At 46.0% G+C, this 18824-nt stretch carries 15 protein-coding genes; 11 read left to right on the top strand and 4 right to left on the bottom strand.

Annotation, left to right across the window (positions count from 1 at the left end; all coding sequences use genetic code 11):
• The first annotated feature begins 16 nt into the window (after nucleotides 1-16).
• From CJF29_RS23795 to CJF29_RS23765, 7 genes are all read left to right on the top strand, one after another.
• Nucleotides 17-1948, top strand: coding sequence for a heparinase II/III family protein (locus tag CJF29_RS23795; protein WP_004324159.1), 1932 nt, complete (start codon nucleotides 17-19; stop codon nucleotides 1946-1948).
• Nucleotides 1949-1962: 14 nt separating this feature from the next.
• A complete protein-coding gene (locus tag CJF29_RS23790) occupies nucleotides 1963-3144 on the top strand; it encodes a glycoside hydrolase family 88 protein (protein ID WP_074559265.1) in 1182 nt (393 codons plus the stop codon).
• 12 nt (nucleotides 3145-3156) lie between these two features.
• Entirely contained in the window at nucleotides 3157-3630 is a 474-nt protein-coding gene (locus CJF29_RS23785) for a hypothetical protein (protein ID WP_004324161.1), read from the top strand.
• Nucleotides 3631-3660: 30 nt separating this feature from the next.
• Nucleotides 3661-5700: a hypothetical protein gene (locus tag CJF29_RS23780; RefSeq protein ID WP_074559271.1), complete on the top strand. Its 2040-nt coding sequence runs from the start codon at nucleotides 3661-3663 to the stop codon at nucleotides 5698-5700.
• Nucleotides 5701-6530: 830 nt separating this feature from the next.
• A complete protein-coding gene (locus tag CJF29_RS23775; RefSeq protein ID WP_004298788.1) occupies nucleotides 6531-6725 on the top strand; it encodes a helix-turn-helix domain-containing protein in 195 nt (64 codons plus the stop codon).
• A gap of 11 nt (nucleotides 6726-6736) precedes the next feature.
• A complete protein-coding gene (locus CJF29_RS23770; RefSeq protein ID WP_074559264.1) occupies nucleotides 6737-7060 on the top strand; it encodes a HipA N-terminal domain-containing protein in 324 nt (107 codons plus the stop codon).
• A gap of 2 nt (nucleotides 7061-7062) precedes the next feature.
• The gene (locus tag CJF29_RS23765) at nucleotides 7063-8073 is read left to right on the top strand and encodes a type II toxin-antitoxin system HipA family toxin (RefSeq protein WP_099146453.1); all 1011 of its coding nucleotides are present in this window, start codon (nucleotides 7063-7065) and stop codon (nucleotides 8071-8073) included.
• Nucleotides 8074-8160: 87 nt separating this feature from the next.
• On the opposite strand, the gene CJF29_RS23760 is transcribed toward CJF29_RS23765, so the two are convergent.
• Nucleotides 8161-9072 carry a helix-turn-helix domain-containing protein gene (locus CJF29_RS23760; protein WP_074559263.1) on the bottom strand — a complete coding sequence of 304 codons (912 nt, stop codon included), beginning with the start codon at nucleotides 9070-9072 and terminating at the stop codon, nucleotides 8161-8163.
• A 223-nt stretch (nucleotides 9073-9295) separates the two neighbouring features.
• Between CJF29_RS23760 and CJF29_RS23755 the strand changes: the two genes are divergently transcribed.
• From CJF29_RS23755 to CJF29_RS23740, 4 genes are all read left to right on the top strand, one after another.
• Entirely contained in the window at nucleotides 9296-10402 is a 1107-nt protein-coding gene (locus CJF29_RS23755) for an efflux RND transporter periplasmic adaptor subunit (protein ID WP_074559262.1), read from the top strand.
• A 14-nt stretch (nucleotides 10403-10416) separates the two neighbouring features.
• Complete coding sequence (locus CJF29_RS23750; RefSeq protein ID WP_074637969.1) at nucleotides 10417-13596, top strand: efflux RND transporter permease subunit; 3180 nt, start codon at nucleotides 10417-10419, stop codon at nucleotides 13594-13596.
• Nucleotides 13597-13608: 12 nt separating this feature from the next.
• A complete protein-coding gene (locus CJF29_RS23745; protein WP_074559270.1) occupies nucleotides 13609-14973 on the top strand; it encodes an efflux transporter outer membrane subunit in 1365 nt (454 codons plus the stop codon).
• Nucleotides 14974-15068: 95 nt separating this feature from the next.
• Nucleotides 15069-16073: a hypothetical protein gene (locus CJF29_RS23740; protein WP_254780857.1), complete on the top strand. Its 1005-nt coding sequence runs from the start codon at nucleotides 15069-15071 to the stop codon at nucleotides 16071-16073.
• 618 nt (nucleotides 16074-16691) lie between these two features.
• Here CJF29_RS23740 and CJF29_RS23735 read toward each other — a convergent pair.
• Genes CJF29_RS23735 through CJF29_RS23725 form a run of 3 tightly spaced genes read right to left on the bottom strand, consistent with a single transcriptional unit; the run spans nucleotide 16692 to nucleotide 18738 of the window.
• Complete coding sequence (locus CJF29_RS23735) at nucleotides 16692-17363, bottom strand: transposase (RefSeq protein WP_413544516.1); 672 nt, start codon at nucleotides 17361-17363, stop codon at nucleotides 16692-16694.
• Nucleotides 17363-17839, bottom strand: coding sequence for a transposase zinc-binding domain-containing protein (locus tag CJF29_RS23730; protein ID WP_413544515.1), 477 nt, complete (start codon nucleotides 17837-17839; stop codon nucleotides 17363-17365). Before CJF29_RS23730 ends, CJF29_RS23735 begins: the two co-directional genes overlap by 1 nt.
• Nucleotides 17836-18738, bottom strand: coding sequence for a tyrosine-type recombinase/integrase (locus CJF29_RS23725; RefSeq protein ID WP_413544495.1), 903 nt, complete (start codon nucleotides 18736-18738; stop codon nucleotides 17836-17838). The genes CJF29_RS23730 and CJF29_RS23725 overlap by 4 nt, the downstream gene beginning before the upstream one ends.
• Nucleotides 18739-18824 lie beyond the last annotated feature (86 nt).

The raw sequence follows: 18824 nt of genomic DNA, 5'->3' as shown, positions 1-18824 counted from the left end.
ATAAATTCATTGAACCATGAAAACGATTCTTTTTAAAACAATCATCATAGCTTTCTTCGTAGGAACAGCCGTAAGTTGTTCCGATGAGGACGAGAACAGATTCCGTCCGGGATCTACCCATGAGAAACCGAATCCTACGGAGCCGGAGGGTGGACTGGATTATTCCAAACTGACTGCGGATAACCATCCTCGTCTGTTGATGAACGCCGAGGCTTTCACTGCATTGAAAGCCAAAGTGGATGCAAATGCGAGTGCCAATCTGACCTTGCTGCATAACACCATTATGGGAGTGTGCAACAGCAAAGGGATGAACGCAACGGCACTGACTTATAAGCTGGATGCCAGCAACAAACGTATTCTCGACGTTTCCCGTGATGCTTTATTGCGTATTTTCACCTGCGCTTATGCCTACCGGATGACTGGCGATGCCAAATATCTGACTAAAGCGGAAACCGATATCAATGCCGTATGCAACTTTCCCGACTGGAACTCGAAACGTCACTTTCTCGATGTGGGCGAAATGGCTACGGCCGTTGCTTTCGGCTACGACTGGCTCTATAACGAACTAAGTGCCTCCACCCGTACGAAAGCAGCCAACGCATTGCTGAAGTTTGCTTTCCAACAGGCACAGAACAAGAACTGGAACCTAAACTTCTATGAAGCTACCAACAACTGGAACCAGGTTTGTAATGGCGGACTGGTCTGTGCGGCACTGGCCTCTTATGAAAACAATCCTTCCGAAGCAAAGGACATGATTGAAAAGGCTTTAGAATCCAATAAACCTGCATTGGAAGTGATGTACTCTCCCGATGGCAACTATCCGGAGGGCAGCGGTTACTGGTGTTACGGCACGCTTTATCAGGTGTTGATGCTTGCCGCCCTCAACAGTACGCTTGGCACGGATAACGGACTTTCCGATACACCGGGATTCTCCAAGACGGCAGAATATATGTTGTATATGACAGGGTTGAACAGCAAGTTCTTTAATTATTCGGACTGTGCTCCCTCTTCTACCGCAGCACTTGCTTCATGGTGGTTTGCCGATAAATACAGTAACCCGTCATTGCTCTATAATGAACTGAAAATGCTGAAGAACGGTGAATACGCTTCCTGTGCCGAAAACCGCTTACTGCCAATGATTATGGCTTTTGCCAATAATCTGAATCTGGATGCGATCTCCGCCCCTTCCAATAAGCTATGGAGTGGAAAAGGGGAAACGCCTGTGGTGATGGTGCATACCGACTGGACATACACGGATACGGATAAATACCTCGGTATCAAAGGGGGCAAGGCCGGTTCTAGTCATGGGCACATGGATGCCGGTTCATTTGTATACGATGCGTATGGAGTGCGTTGGTCGATGGATTTCGGTCTGCAAAGTTATACAACTCTTGAGTCGGTACTGGCCGGTTTGGGTGGTAATCTTTGGGATATGGGACAGAATTCGATGCGTTGGGATGTATTCCGCCTGAATAATCTCAATCATAGCACGATCTCAATCAATGATGCCCGTCACCGGGTGGACGGTGCGGCTACCCTGACCACTACCATCAACACTGCTACGGAATTGGGAGCCACTTTCGATCTGACAGAAGTAGTGTCCGATCAGGCTGCATCCGCTACCCGTACCGTGAAAATCGTGAACGATAAAGATTTAGTAGTCATGGATGAGATAAAGGCAAGAACGGATAAATCCGCCAAAGTACGCTGGTGCATGGTGACGCCTGCCGTCCCGACGGTGGAAAGTAACCGCATCGTACTAACTAATGGAAGCAAAGTGATGTATCTCACAGCCAGCGGAACCGTGAAGCCTACCTACAAAACATGGAGTACCACTAGTGAAAACTCTTATGACCAGGCTAATCCGGGCACTTATATGGTCGGCTTTGAAGCAACGGTCACAGCCAACCAGACTGCCACATTTACTACAACCCTGTCCCCCAAATAAAATGAATTGAACGTATGAGAATCTTATTATTATCTATACTAGGACTTCTAACATTGGCATCCTGCTCCAGGCAGGAGCCAATGGAGGCGCTGATTGACCGTGTGTTTACCGTTGCAGAGCAACAATACACGAATATGGATACCCGCCTGACGGAAAAGACACTTCCCCGCACGCTCTCTGCCGAGGGTGAGTTTGTCCCTTCGAATATCTATTGGTGGTGCAGCGGGTTCTATCCCGGCTCCCTCTGGTATATCTATGAATATACCCGGAACGATGCTGTGAAGGCGCTGGCCGAGAAGAATACGCTGAAACTCGACTCTATACAGTACGTGACCAGAGATCACGATGTAGGTTTCCAGTTGAACTGCAGTTATGGGAATGCTTTCCGGCTGACGGGCAATGAGGCTTATAAACAGGTGCTCTATCAGGGAGCTAAATCCTTGTCAACCCGCTTCAAACCTACCACCGGTGTAATCCGTAGCTGGGACTTTGTGCGCAAAGGTTGTGACTGGAAGTTTCCGGTGATTATTGACAATATGATGAATCTGGAATTACTGTTATCCATGTCGAAAGCCTATGCCGATGATTCTTTGCAGAACATAGCCTGCACACATGCCAACACCACTATCCTGAATCATTTCCGCGATGATTACTCTACGTATCATCTGGTGGATTACGATCCTGAAACCGGAGCGGTGCGCGGCAAGCAGACAGTGCAGGGCTTCTCGGACGATTCTTCCTGGAGCCGTGGACAGGCATGGGCCTTGTATAGCTATACGATGATGTTCCGCCTGACGGGTTATCAGAATTATCTGTTGCAAGCCGGACATATTGCCGATATGCTGCTCCGCCGTCTACCTGCCGACGGTATTCCTTACTGGGACTTTGACGCTCCGGTGGAAGAACACTCCTATCGGGATGCTTCTGCTGCCGCTATCATGGCCTCTGCTTTTATCGAGCTAAGCCGCTATATCCCCGGAACGGAAGCCAAGGAATCTTATCTTACCATGGCGGAAAAGCAACTTCGCACGCTTGCCTCGAAAGAGTATCTGGCCGAACCGGATACGAACGGGAACTTCCTCCTGAAGCATAGCGTAGGCGCACTTCCAGATAAAAGCGAAGTAGATGTCCCCCTGACGTATGCCGATTATTACTTTTTAGAAGCATTGCTACGGTATAAGAATCTACAAAAATAAAACTAATACAATATGATTATGAAGAACTTACATATAAGCATGGCATTTATCTTCGTATTACTGCTGATAACTGCCTCCTGTTCGGACAAGGATGATTCGGCTCCACGTGTCATCCCCACCATGAACCTGACAGTTTCGGAGATTGCAGACAATACGGCTCTGATTACTTCCGAACAGCAAACAGGTACTACATTCGGAGCGAAAGTCATTGATTTCTATCCGGTGGCCGACATCGGCTTTGACTATAACATTGAAGTGAAGCTGGTGAAATTCGTAGAAGAAAACGGAGAACCGGTATCTCTGCCCTATACCCGTAAAGTCACCGAAGGATTGCGTCCGGGAGTGAATTACATTAGTGCTATCATTGCCTATAATGCCGAGGGGCGTGCCGTGTGTTCCGCTTTTCAGACTTGGAAAGCGGCAGGAACAGAAGGCGCATGGAGTGATGGCGGTTCTGCCGGTGATCTGGAAGAGAATGAATGGTAAACGAGGATGTAACTCAAAAGAATGAATGGTATGAAAAATAAATTATATGCAATAGGTGTAACGATTCTGATGATGACAAGTTGCACACAGGACGAGCTTATTTCGTCCGATAACGGCCGGGAACCGGTAACGGCAGGTTCATGTCTGACGCTGGTAGGACTCTCGTCTCCGCAGACGCGTGTTTCTATCGGTGATAAAACAGGCGATGTTTATCCGGTGCTTTGGAGTGAGGGTGATGCCTTGGGAGTTTTCTCCCGTACGGCAGGGACTGATATTCACAATGTGCAGTCTTTATTAAGTGATGAATCGATCGGGCAGAATTCCGGTGTCTTTACTTCAGACGATGTGAAGATGGCGGAAGCAGGAGCTACGGAACTTCTTATCTATTACCCGTACCGGGCAAGTACGGAACTAGCCGAAGACGGGAACAAGATAACTTCTTCCTTGTCTGTAGAGCAGGAGCAAAGTCGTCCGGGTGATAGTCATCATATTGGAAAGTATGGGTTTGCATTTGCCAAAGCAACAGTCAGCGGTCCGGATATGCTTGCCAAATTTACGTTGAATCATGCGATGGCTTATGTGAAGTTCAGCATCTCGTCCCAGGAACTTTCTACGTACAGGCTAAAGAGTGTTTCCCTGTATGACAAGGAGACGAAAACGCCTCTTTCCGGTACGTTTACCGCGAATCTGGATACGGACGAGTTGACATACGGTACGGATGCCAAACCGTATGCCACTGTTTCACTGACTACTCCCGAGTTGCTTGCTTCCGCACAGGATATATATCTGACTACGTATCCTGCTGATTTAAGCGGCAAACAGGTGTACATTGTGGTCACTCTGGAGAATGACCGGCAGACGGTTACAATTCCTATTCTAAAGGAAGGAAAGCAGCTGAAAGCCAATGCAGTCAATGCGATTGCTATTAATAACTTGAAACTTTCGGATAATTCCTGTGAATGGTACGAGCCTGTAGAGACACGTCTGCTGGCAGGTGGATGGGCTTATGGTGAATCCAACTGTTTGATGACGAATATTTCGACCAGTGGTGTGAGCAATACGATTAGTGTGAAAGCACGTGGTAACTTCATGGAAGTGGAAGAACCTAAGTATGCAAAGACTATTCTCGGGTGCGATTTGAATGTTAATCATAAGATGATTGCTGTGAATGGTTCTACTACGGACATCATTCCTGTTGGCAGTGATTACAATATTACGATTAATACCTATAAGGTAAGTGGAGGCTACGACGGCGGTTGCGGTCAGGTGGCTATCTATGGAGAGGATCAGACTACTGTTATCTGGAGTTTTATTATCTGGATGACCCCTACTCCGGCAGAACACCCTTATGGTAATACGGGATATGTAGTGTTAGATCGTAATTTGGGTACTTACATGACATGCGAAGGAGACAACTGGAAACAAAACGGTGTTTACTTCCAGTGGGGACGTCCTACGCCGGTGGGCTGGTCGGGAACCGTGGGTACTAACATACCTACTCAAGCCACCAATGTCCGCTTCTCTATAGAAAATCCCCGTGCATTGCTTTATACCAATAATGTAGAGAATACAAAATCCGACTGGTATCTGGGCGCATGGACCGGTGCACGTACTGATCGTAAAGATGACTTCTGGGGTAACCCGAACGAATCGAGCACTTATCTCAATCCTTCTGACGGTCATAAATCTATTTATGATCCTTGTCCGAAAGGTTACCGGGTTGTATCTCCTCGCGTATTGGATGAGATAGAACAGAAAGGTGAATTTGTGAAACAGAGCGCAACTGCGGTATTTAAATATTGCTATGACGGTACGAACTATGCTTATTGGCCGTTGGCAGGTTGTAAGTGGGGTTCCAACGGCGGTAATAATGGTAATAATACAGGATTGGATACCGCTAAGGGTGCCGCTTGCTATTGGTCTAACTCATCGGCAAGCAGTTATGGAAATGACAAGGATCAGGGAGCTACTTCTCTGTATTATAAAGTTTCCGATAAGACCTGGACACATTCCTCCGGTCGTTCCCATGCATTCTCCGTGCGTTGTATGAAGGATGCCGAGAATCGTTGATTATCTTCGTTGATTCTCTTCATTGAGAATATGAAATAGAATTCCCCGCTATATGAAATTTCTGCCTGTCTCCGGATACAAGGTACTTTCATATAACGGGGAATCTGTTCTGTTTTTAAGATATTCACGAAAAAAGGAAAGAAAGAAAAGAGCCAAACAGAAAATAAACTGCATGAACAATTGCAAGAATATACATTATCTCTCTCTATTTTGTATTTATTTCCTTGAAATATGCACGATATGGTGTAATTAAACGCTCTGTTTGCCGTAATCAAACGCTCTGTTTGCCGTAATCAAACCCTCTGTTTGGTTTAAACAAACCGTCCGTTTGCTATAATCAAACCCTTCGTTTCTTTTAAAGGAAGCTAAACTTGGTTTTTGAAGAGGATGTATTGAGCTACTTTGTCTTTTTCTACTGTTGATTTATAAATAGCAATCTGATGCATCTCTTGTGAAATGATAGCTGTTTGTGTTTTTGAATGGCTACTTTTATTGCAACTTGTTTGCTTATAGTACCTATCTGGTGTTATTTGCGAAATCTGTAACTCTAAATGGAGGGCGTTTTTCATGAAGTGCAAGGAAACGGCTCGAATGATGAAGAGCAGGACAGATAAAATATACAATTCTTCATGTTGGCACTTTTTTCAGCGATCAATGTCTTTCCTCTATAAGTATGTATCTCTCTTAAATCACCATATATGGTGAAAAGCATGATAGTATGCTTTTATACTATGCTATTTATGCGTAAATTCACTGTATATGGTGAATTAGCTTGTTTTTCTACTAAAAAGATTCTATCTTTGTGAGAAAGTCACTATATATGGTGAATTATGGATTTAATAGAGATAGGAAAACATATTCGCGAAAGGCGTAAAGAGTTGGGCTTGGATCAGGCTACGTTGGCAACTCTTGCAGGAATAGGGATTAACGCTTTGGTCCGCTTGGAACGTGGAAGTGGTAATCCCCGCTTCGATGTCCTTTTTAATGTCCTGAAAACTTTAGGACTTAGTATTCATATTCAATAATAGACACGCATATGAGTCGATTTGCCAAAGTCTATATAAAAGGTATTTATGCCGGTCTGTTAACAGAAATAGATCGTGAACACTATTCATTCTGTTATGATACGGACTATTATAATAATCCACAACTCCCAGCTGTCTCACTGACCATGCCCAAGACACAGCAGGAATATACCTCTTCCTATCTTTTCCCTGTTTTTTTTAATATGACATCTGAAGGGGATAATCGTATTATTCAAGCTAGAAACCTGCATATTGATGAAGAGGATGATTTTGGTATTCTTCTGGCTACTGCCCATACAGATACAATCGGAGCAATAACAGTTAAACAAGTGTGATAATGGAAACAGATACTCATATTTGTCCCTCACTTTTACGGGAGACTGGCGGAGAAAGCGGATACTCACCCAAAGCCTTGAAACAGCTTTTTGACGGAGAAAATATATCTTGTGAATTACCTTACAGGCATTTTGACGATAATGTCGGTATTGATCTCTTCAATAACAATAGCAAACGCATATCTGTTTCTGGAGTCCAGATTAAGTATTCTTTAGTTGCCGATGACGGGATATTGCGATTAACCAAAGAGGGAGAACAAGGCGAATTCATATTAAAGCCTGTTCCCAATAATCTTCGTAACAAGGAGTTTTGTCCTGCTAACGAACATTTGACAATGCAGATAGCTGCGCAAGTATATGGGATTCCGACAGCTCCTAATGGATTATGCTTTTTTCAGGACGGAACCCCTGCTTATTTTGTACGACGTTTTGATTTGTCGGAGAAAGGAAAGTTACAAAAGGAGGATTTTGCTTCTTTAGCCGGGCTTACCAGGAAAAATGGAGGTTCCGATTATAAATATGATAATCTGGCTTATGAAGAGTTCGCAGGAATTATAGATAAATACAGTTCTGTGCCACAAGTAGATAAACTACGTTTCTTTGAGCTTGTTTTATTCAATTTTGTCTATTCTAACGGCGACGCTCATTTAAAGAACTTTTCTTTATTGGAAGAGAAAAAAGGAAGATTCCGCCTATCTCCTGCATACGATTTATTGAATACTCATCTCCATATAAACGATGGTATCTTTGCCATGAGCAAAGGTCTGTTTGTTAATCCTGAATCGGATTATTTCGGTGCTGCATCGGCGGTTACAGGAAAAACATTCTATTATTTTGGTTTGAAAATAGGCCTACCCGAACGTTTGGTAAACTCTTGTCTGGAGAAATATACTAAGGTATATGAATTAACAGATAAACTGATTGAACATTCTTTCCTTTCTAAAGAACTGAAACAGCAATATAGACTTATGTATAAGTCAAGAATCGGGAGTTATCTTAGTGTTATTGAGTAATAATGTGCACATTATTACTCATTTTTTATAGTAAGATGAGCAAGACTCCCAAAAAGATTTTTCTAACATAAGAATCTATTCTTTTTGTCATTCTTCTTTTCTGTTCCGATAATTGGCCGGTGATGTTCCCAAATGCGCTTTTACGTATTTCCCGAAAAAGGACTGATTGGGGAAGTTGAACTCTTCTGCAATTTCCTTGATAGACTTTTCCGAACGTTTTAATCGGTATTTGATATGCTCCACGGCAGTTTCATTAATCAAATCCAACGGAGTCCTGCCACACGCCTGCTTGATGACTTTCGAGAAATGCTTCGGAGTGTAGCAAAGCTCGTTGGCAAAATAGCTCACCGAACGGTGCATCCCCTTGTCCTTCGATAACAGTTCCATGAACTTCCGCAAAATGTAATTCACCTGTTTGATGCCTTCTTTCGAACCTTCCGTATTGCCGGCGGCTTCCATTTCCTTGTGAAGCTGTCCCAGCATTTCGCAAAAGATAGCGGAAAAGAGATATTGCATCACTTCTTTGTGGTAGCAATGAGGCTCATCGTTTATCTTGGCTATAATTAAATCCCGGTAGAATCCGAAGGAAGTTTTATCCTCCCCGTTGCCAACCGACTTCACCGGATTGTTATGGATATGAATGGCAGTATTCCACGTTTCCTTTTCCATTTTAATAATACGTTGCAGGAAACGGGTAGAGAATCCGGCAAGCCTGACTTTATATTTAGGACTAAGCATCGTATGACTGATAATCGTGTTGGGCAGACCGAGCAGCAGCTCGCCCGCCTGCAACTTGTAGGTCCGGTAGTTGACGTCCAGCTGGATGCACCCTTCTATGCAAACCGCGATGAGAAAACAATTCAGTTTGATTGTATCATTACTATAAGGAGTTCCCTCCAGACTGTTGACTATCGCAAAGTCATCATCTATATAATCAAGGACGTGCTGACTGTCCTTAAAATCCTCTATATCCACCGTAATAATGTTCTCTTTTTCCATGTTCTTTCCTTTTTTACTTTTTGCAAAGTTGGTGAATAATCGGGAAAACAGAATGTCCCATACTTCTTCAGATTTGTTTGATATGTCGTTTATTGACAAATAGTTAGCTATAATAAACGTAAATGGCGAGAATGGGACATTTATGGAGGGAAATTGGTCACTGTTGCTTTGTTCTTTTCTCCTACTTTTGTCCAGGATTTAACAAAAGACCAAAAGAGAAAGTATGATTACAGTAAGCAAAAAATGGATACGGCTGATAGGGATTGTCGGTTGTACAGTGTGGATGGCATCTTGCAAGCAAGCATCGGATGCGGGAGTGAAATCTTCTTCTTATGCAGTAATGCAGATAGAAGCGGTGGATAAGGAATTTTCTTCTTCCTATTCGGCGAGCATACGTGGGCGGCAGGATATTGATATCTATCCGCAGGTGTCGGGAACGATTGAGAAACTCTGTGTGACCGAAGGGCAAAAAGTACGCCGCGGGCAATCGCTTTTCATTATCGACCAAGTGCCTTACAAGGCCGCACTCAAAACTGCCATTGCCAATGTGGAAGCAGCACGTGCCGCGCTGGGTACTGCCGAACTGACCTACAAGAGCAACAAAGAACTGTATGCGCAGAAAGTAGTTTCGGAATTCAGCCTGAAAACGGCCGAAAATTCTTATCTCACCGCCAAAGCTCAACTGTCGCAGGCCGAAGCACAAGAGATCAGTGCCCGCAACAATCTCTCTTATACCGAGGTGAAAAGTCCCAGTGACGGAGTCGTAGGCGCATTGCCTTATCGTGCAGGCGCATTGGTAAGTGCCAATATGCCCTATCCGCTTACTACGGTCAGCGACAATTCGGATATGTATGTCTATTTCTCCATGACCGAGAATCAGTTGCTTGCCCTCACCCGCCAGTATGGCGACATGGACGAAGCGTTGAAGAACATGCCGGAAGTGGAATTACGCCTGAATGATAATTCGGTTTATAATAAGAAAGGTGTCATCGAATCCATCAGCGGCGTCATCGACCGGCAAACGGGTACTGTGGTGGCGCGCGTGGTGTTTCCCAACGAATCGCGGTTGCTTCATAGCGGAGCCTCGGGCACGGTGGTAGTGCCGAGCATTTATAAAGATTGTATCGCCATCCCGCAGACGGCCACCGTGAAGATGCAGGATAAGACGATTGTATATAAGGTAGTGGATGGGAAGGCTGTCTCTACCCTGATAACAGTGGCCGAAAACAATGACGGGCGCGAATATGTGGTGCTGGACGGACTGAAAGCAGGTGATGAAATCGTATCGGAAGGCGCCGGACTGGTGCGTGAAGGCACGCAAGTTAAATAAGAAGGAGATTGATTATGAAAGGAAATGTGTTTATAAAACGGCCGGTGATGGCTATCTCCATCTCTGTCCTGATTCTGGCCATAGGGCTTATTTCGCTCTTCACGCTGCCGGTGGAGCAATATCCTGACATTGCGCCTCCAACGGTATATGTAACTGCCAGTTATACGGGTGCCGATGCCGAGGCAGTGATGAACAGTGTCATCATGCCACTGGAGGAGAGTATCAACGGTGTGGAAGACATGATGTATATCAGTTCCAGTGCTTCCAATGCAGGTTTGGCTATTATACAGGTTTATTTCAAGCAGGGCACAGACCCCGATATGGCGGCAGTCAACGTGCAAAACCGTGTGGCTAAAGCACAGGGATTGCTTCCGGCTGAAGTAACGAAAGTCGGTGTCAGCACAATGAAGCGGCAGACCAGCTTCTTGCAGATTGGTGCTTTGGTCTGCACGGACGGTCGATACGACCAGACGTTCCTAGCCAATTACCTGGACATCAATGTCATTCCCCAGATTAAACGTATCGAGGGAGTGGGAGACGTGATGGAGCTGGGCGATACATACAGTATGCGTATCTGGCTGAAACCGGAACGGATGGCGCAATACGGACTGGTTCCGTCGGACATTACCGCCATATTGGGTGAGCAGAACATCGAAGCTCCTACCGGTTCACTGGGCGAGAGTTCGAAGAATGTTTTCCAGTTTACAATGAAATATCGCGGACGCCTCAAAAGCGTGGAAGAATTCCGGAACACGGTTGTCCGTTCGCGGGAAGACGGTTCCATACTTCGCCTGCAAGATGTGGCAGAGGTGGAGTTGGGTACGATGACGTATAGTTTCCGCAGTGAAATGGACAGTCAGCCGGCCGTTCTTTATATGATATTCCAGACAGCCGGTTCCAATGCTACCGCTGTCAACAAAGAAATCACTACGCAGATAGAGCGGATGGAGAAGAATCTGCCGGAAGGAACGGAGTTCGTTACGATGATGAGTTCCAATGACTTCCTTTTCGCTTCCATACACAATGTGGTGGAGACGCTGATTATTGCCATCATTCTGGTCATCCTCGTGGTCTATTTCTTCTTGCAGGATCTGAAGAGTACGCTGATTCCCTCCATCTCTATCATTGTGTCGTTGGTGGGTACGTTTGCCTGTCTGGTGGCTGCGGGTTTCAGTCTGAACATCCTGACACTGTTTGCGCTGGTGCTTGCCATCGGTACGGTGGTGGATGATGCCATTGTGGTGGTGGAAGCCGTGCAATCCAAGTTCGATGCCGGATATAAGTCTGCCTATCTTGCCACGAAAGACGCAATGGGCGACGTGACGATGGCTATTGTCTCCTGTACCTGTGTATTTATGGCTGTGTTTATTCCTGTAACCTTCATGGGAGGTACTTCGGGCGTGTTCTATACACAATTCGGTATCACGATGGCAACTGCCGTAGGTATTTCGATGATTTCGGCTTTGACGCTCTGTCCCGCTTTGTGCGCCATCATGATGCGTCCGTCGGACGGAACCAAGAGTGCCAAGAGCATCAACGGACGGGTACGTGCAGCTTACAATGCTTCGTTCAATGCCGTATTGGGTAAATATAAGAGAGGTGTGATGTTCTTCATCCGCCATCGCTGGATGGTGTGGACTTCACTGGCTGTTGCCGTTGCCTTGCTGGTTTACCTGATGAGTACCACTAAAACGGGACTTGTGCCGCAGGAAGACCAAGGTGTCATTATGGTGAATGTCAGCATTTCACCGGGAAGTACGCTCGAAGAAACCACGAAAGTGATGGACCGCTTGGAAAATATCCTGAAAGATACGCCCGAAATAGAACACTATGCCCGCGTAGCAGGATACGGACTGATATCCGGTCAGGGAACTTCGTACGGTACGATTATTATCCGTCTGAAAGACTGGAGCGAACGAAAGGGCAAGGAGCATAGCTCGGATGCTGTGGTGTCCCGCCTCAACGGACAATTCCAGGCGATAAAGGAAGCGCAGGTATTCAGCTTCCAGCCTGCCATGATTCCGGGTTACGGTATGGGTAACTCCCTCGAACTGAACCTTCAGGACATGACGGGTGGAGAACTGGCTACGTTCTATGAAGCGGCTATACAGTTCCTCGGTGCTTTGAACGAGCGTCCGGAGGTAGCAATGGCTTATACATCGTATGCTATCAACTTCCCGCAGATATCGGTGGAAGTGGACGCTGCCAAATGTAAGCGTGCAGGAATTTCGCCGAGTGCAGTGCTCGATGCGGTGGGCAGTTATTGTGGTGGCGCGTATATTTCCAACTATAACCAGTATGGTAAAGTATATCGTGTGATGATGCAGGCTTCGCCTGAATATCGCCTCGACGAGCAGGCACTGAATAATATGTTTGTACGCAATGGTACGCAGATGGCTCCGGTGAGCCAGTTCGTGACGCTGAAACAAGTGCTGGGACCGGAAACGGCCAACCGTTTCAATCTTTACAGCACCATCACCGCCAATGTGAATCCTGCCGACGGTTACTCCTCCGGCGAGGTGCAGAAAGTGATTGAAGAAGTGGCTGCGCAATCTTTGCCGGCAGGCTACGGATATGAATATGGTGGTATGGCACGTGAAGAAGCAAGTAGCGGTGGTGCGCAGACGGTTTTCATTTACGCCATCTGTATCTTCCTTGTCTATCTGATTCTGGCTTGCCTCTACGAGAGTTTCCTCATACCGTTTGCCGTTATCTTCTCCGTGCCGTTCGGGCTGATGGGGTCGTTCCTTTTCGCCAAAATACTCGGGTTGGAGAATAATATCTATCTGCAGACGGGTGTGATTATGTTGATCGGTTTGCTGGCTAAGACGGCCATTCTGATTACGGAGTACGCCATAGAACGTCGCCGCAAGGGAATGGGCATCGTGGAGTCTGCTTACTCTGCCGCACAAGTCCGCTTACGTCCTATCCTGATGACGGTGTTGACGATGATCTTCGGTATGCTTCCGCTGATGTTCTCCTCCGGTGCGGGTGCCAATGGCAACAGTTCGCTGGGTACGGGTGTTGTGGGCGGTATGGCTGTCGGGACACTGGCATTGCTCTTTGTCGTTCCGGTTTTCTACATCATCTTTGAGTTTTTGCAGGAGAAAATCCGTAAACCGATGGAAGAGGAACCAGATGTGCAGGTGCTTTTAGAGAAAGAAAAGAGTGAAGTTGAACGCGAACGTAAATAAATGAAAGAAAGAATGAAGAAGAATATCATCACATTAGTTGCCATCAGTCTGTCGTTGAGCGGTTGTGGCATCTATACCAAATATGAACCTGCCACTGTCGTTCCCGACGATCTTTACGGCGGGAAAGTGGTGACCGAAGACACTACCGGTCTGGGTAATATGGACTGGCGGGAACTCTTCACCGACCCTTATCTGCAATCCCTCATTGAAGTGGGATTGCAGACCAATACCGATTATCAGTCTGCCCAGCTCCGTGTGGAAGAAGCACAGGCCGTACTGATGTCCGCCAAACTTGCTTTTCTGCCCGCTTTTGCTCTTGCTCCGCAGGGAACAGTGAGCAGTTTCGATACGCAGAAGGCTACGCAGACTTATTCGTTGCCCGTTACTGCCAGTTGGGAGTTGGACGTTTTCGGGCGTATGCGCAACTCCAAGAAACAGGCGAAAGCGCTTTATGCTCAAAGCGAGGATTACCGTCAGGCAGTCCGTACGCAGTTGATAGCAGGTATCGCCAATACCTATTACACCCTGTTGATGCTGGACGAACAACTCGACATCTCCCGTCAGACGGAAGAGGCATGGAAAGAAACCGTTGCGTCCACCCGTGCATTAATGAATGCGGGACTGGCAAACGAATCGGCTGTGTCGCAGATGGAGGCGGCCTATTATCAGGTGCAGGGTTCGGTTCTCGATTTGCAGCAGCAGATCAATCAGGTGGAGAACAGTCTTGCCTTATTATTGGCGGAGACGCCACGCAACTATGAGCGTGGTGTATTGGCAAAGCAACAGTTTCCTGCCGACTTCTCGATAGGGATTCCTGTCCAAATGCTTTCTTCCCGTCCGGATGTCCGTTCGGCAGAGCGGACGCTGGAAGCGGCGTTCTATGGCACCAATGCGGCACGTTCGGCTTTCTATCCTTCCATCACTTTGAGCGGGAGTGCCGGATGGACAAACTCTGCCGGGGCGATGATTATCAATCCGGGCAAGTTTCTCGCGTCGGCGGTAGGTTCGCTTACGCAGCCGCTCTTTAACAGAGGACAGGTGGTGGCACAATACCGCATTGCCCGTGCGCAACAGGAAGAAGCAGCGCTCGGTTTTCAGCAAACGTTGCTCAATGCCGGTAGTGAGGTGAATGATGCTTTGATTGCCTATCAAACCAGTCAGGGAAAAAGAATCTTGCTGGATAAACAGATCACTTCCCTGCAAACGGCTCTGCGAAGCACTTCTCTGTTGATGGAGCATGGTAATACGACCTATCTGGAAGTGCTTACCTCCCGGCAGTCATTGCTTAGTGCGCAACTCTCGCAGACGGCCAATCATTTTACTGAAATACAAAGTTTAATTAACCTATACCGTGCTTTAGGGGGAGGTCAGGAATAAACTGTATCATACTCTCTGTTTTCTAATTTAATGAAAGAAGGGCTGCCGGAGAAGTGATTCTGTGGCAGCCCGTTTGTTTAATCGGTTAATATACGGTGAATTGGCTTGCAGCCGATAAGCTTTTAAAAATCACCAACAGTGCTTTCTTGCGGGTCTGGCAAGATGTCTCAAATGAAGAACCGGGGCTGGTTTACATTCAGTATATCCAACTTTCAAAAAAAACAATCCGACGGATGATGTCCGGTCTGGAGATAAATGCTACCTTTGTCTCCTGTAAAAAAACAAGTATGTATCTGACAAGTATGAGCCGGGAGGAACTATATGCCGAAGCACATAAGGACCTCATTGCAATATCGACCAAAGCGAACATGTTTATAGATAAGGTTCGTAAGAAAGCAACGATGATGAGTCCATTTCCTATGGCGCCCCAACGTATGACTATCACCACCACCCGAAGAAATGTATGGACGATAGAGGGGAGATACAATTCGTATATGCATGCTTTGGCATTTCAAGCTTATGCTCCCGTTATCGGTACTTCAAGCAATGGCTATATCCAAATAACAGGTTTCAAGTCTTCCAATATAGTAATGCATTACACGGCACACTTCATGCAACGATACAAGGAGCGCTACATTGACCATTATCAAATAGACCTCAAAGGGAAAAGTCTGTTCGATTACTTTGTGTATAATAATCCGGATGTCTTGTATACTCGCAGGGACAATGGCGGTTATTTCATTGTTTCCGACCATGGCATCGCTGTAGCCGAGTTCAGTGACGAACGACGACTCATGACCCATGTCACTTTTCTGGGAGATGATGAACTGACGTTGAGGAAACAGCTCATCTATGATGAAGAAATCAAAATCTACAAGGGAGTACTTGAATTGAAACGGTTAAAATTAAGAAAAGGACAAGATGACATCATCACCATCTGGAATATCGCAAAGAAGCACCATGCAGGTTTTGAAATGGTGAAGCGTTGGTACAAATGGAATGGGGTGGAAGTGCCCGAAGATTATCTTCATCAATGCATTGAGGTTATTGAGAAGTATCATGTGCAATCGCTTGAAAAGCTTGTGGAACTTATGTCATAGATTTAATAAAGGTAGGGAAAACTGATTCTCCTACTTCTCTTCCCTGCTCCGGTAATTAGCCGGTGATGTTTCTTTTTGATATACATGTATCTACAATAGAAGCCTTGAAAATAAAAGAGACGAACAAGCCTTTATTTAAACTCCAAATCTTATCTATCACTTCTTGCAGTACTCATTATGAATTCCTGTTGGAAGAGTATCAGGGCAGAGAACATTTTTAAAATCATTTGTTTGTGAAAGTAGCGGAAAGAGGGTATCTTTGTTTGCACTGATAAAAAGTGAACTCATAAATACACCGGATTATGGAATATTAGTTTCAAAAAGTGTTTCACTGCTTGAAACGAAATAGGGCTTCGTGTGCCCCTTAGGGCATATGGAGCCTTTGTTGTACGTTTTCTATTTTTTATGGGGGTTACTTCTGTATCTGTATTTTTTTTCAGCAGTTTCCTAATGTCCTGTGCTTGCTTTTATACTTGTTTTTTCAGCCTTTCTTGATTCCAATCTCCCTTTTTTCCTCCTTTTTCTTTCTATCCGGTGTTTTTACCGTGTTTTCCGTTATGTATATCCACAGAGCCTCTCTCCCAGGACTTCATTCTTCCTGTGAATATATTTTCTTCTTCAAAAAGTACCGTTCAGCGGTTTGGAACTTCCTCTTCCGGGTGGCGACCTGGCTGGTCTGAAAACTTCAATTGTAATCATCTGCGCCCCTCCGCAATGCTTGCATAAGTTATACTCCCTCCATTTGTCTTGGCAGAGTTCTTTCCACTTGGCTCTTTTCCTTTTAAGTGGTGCCGGTGGTACTTTCATCCTTATCTGTATGCTTGTCAACTTCCTTCTGTTGCATGCTGCCAGGAATCCGTAATGCCTGATACGTACAAATCCTGCCGGCAATATATGCCTACTGAACCTGTGTACGAACTCTTCTCCCGTGAGTGTCATCATCTTATGTTTTCCCCCATCCCTGTAATCCTTATAGTCAAACATGACGGCTGTATCTGTAATTCCCTTAATCCTGGCATTACTGATGGCTGCCCTGTGTGAGTAACGCCCTAAGTATTCTATGACCCTTTCCACGCCTTTGAACGGTGCTTTGCTATATACCACCCATTCTTTTTCAAACAGCTTCTTTCTTGTTGCCTGGGGTACTTTCACATGTTTGCTCCACTCTTGCATGAACTTGGCTCTGAACACCCTGCCCATGGCCCTGACCGGGAATAGAAAAGGACTGTCCTGATTTGCCCCTGAGATCTTCCTCCATTCCCCCTTGTCATCTATCCCTCCTTCGGGCACTACACAGTGCAGGTGGGGTGGTAGTGCAGGTTACTTCCCCATGTATGCAGGATGGCTACCATTCCCGCCTGGGCGCCTTTATTGGCAGCGAAGGCTGCGAGTGTCTTCCAGGCAGCGGCAAACAGGCATGAACAGGTGTGTCTCATATTACCCAGTGCCAGTGAATGCAAGTCGGCCGGCAAGGTAAATACCACATGGAAGTATTTCACGGGCAACATATCCTCTTTGCGTGCCTGTATCCATACCTCACGTTCGGCTCCCTGGCATTTGGGACAATGCCGGTCCCGGCAGCTGTTGTAACTAACACGTACGACTCCACACTGGGGACAGGCATCCACATGCCCTCCCAAAGCGGAGGTACGGCACTGTTCCAGGCGTGAGAGGACCTGGAGAACCCTGCCGCAGGGATGATGTTGGCTGATAAAGGATGATTTGAAGCGGGAAATAATCTGACCGACCTCAAACTCCGTCCTCATGGCTGCGTATTGTTATATCCCACTCCCTCAAGACGGTCCAGTGGACTGAAGGCGTAACCTCCGGCAGGAAGATTGACAAGGTGAAGATAAACCAGGGTTGTCTTTATATCGGCATGTCCCAGAAGGTCACGGATGCGAAGTATATTTTCGCCCATCTCCAGCAGGTGCGTGGCGTAACTGTGACGAAGGGTATGAAGCGTGCAGGGTTTAAGGATGCAGGACGAATGAACCGCTTGTTTAAAAAGATAGCGGATCTCGGAATCTTCGATTTGTCCGCCGAAACAATTGTTGAAAAGATATACCGCGGGTCTGTACTGGATGAAATACTCCCTGAGAAGAAGCAACAGGTTGCCGGAAAGGGGGACGTACCTGTCTTTTCTACCTTTGCCCTGGCGGATGAAAACCTGCATGCGCTTGCTGTCAATATCACAAATTTGCATATTGACCAGTTCACGTAAACGCAGCCCGCAAGAATAAATCAGAGACAGCAGGGATTGGCTGCGGATATTCCCGCAGTGCCGCAAAAGGCTGATCACTTCGGACTGGGAAAGAACAACCGGAAGTTTCTTCGTGCTACGGATACGGGGGAGAGAAAAATTAAGTTCGCTAAGATGCATCGTCTTGCGATAACAGCGGAGACTGTAAACCGTGTGCTTGAAATAGCTCAAACCCGGTGAAGGAGTGCGAGAGAGCAACATGCTGAAATAATCGCGGCAATCATCTTCGCTTAAGTGTTCAGGAAGTTTTTTGAAGTGAAAGCTGATAGCAGCCAACTTATGGCCATAACTTTTTATACTACCAGGAGAATACTGCTCAATAAGAAGTTGTTTGGAAAATTTTTCATAACTTTGACCAAACCCCGAGATGGAGTCACTGGCACGCTGAATAAAATTTGCCATAGTGGAGAATGTTTATTGGTTGAACATTGGAAATATCACCACTAAAATCAGCAAAAAAAAAGGAATCCCGCATACAGATAGCAAAC

The organism is Bacteroides celer, assembly GCF_002632415.2.
In the GTDB taxonomy this organism is placed as follows: Bacteria; Bacteroidota; Bacteroidia; order Bacteroidales; family Bacteroidaceae; genus Bacteroides.
This window is presented reverse-complemented; position numbering and strand designations above follow the sequence as displayed.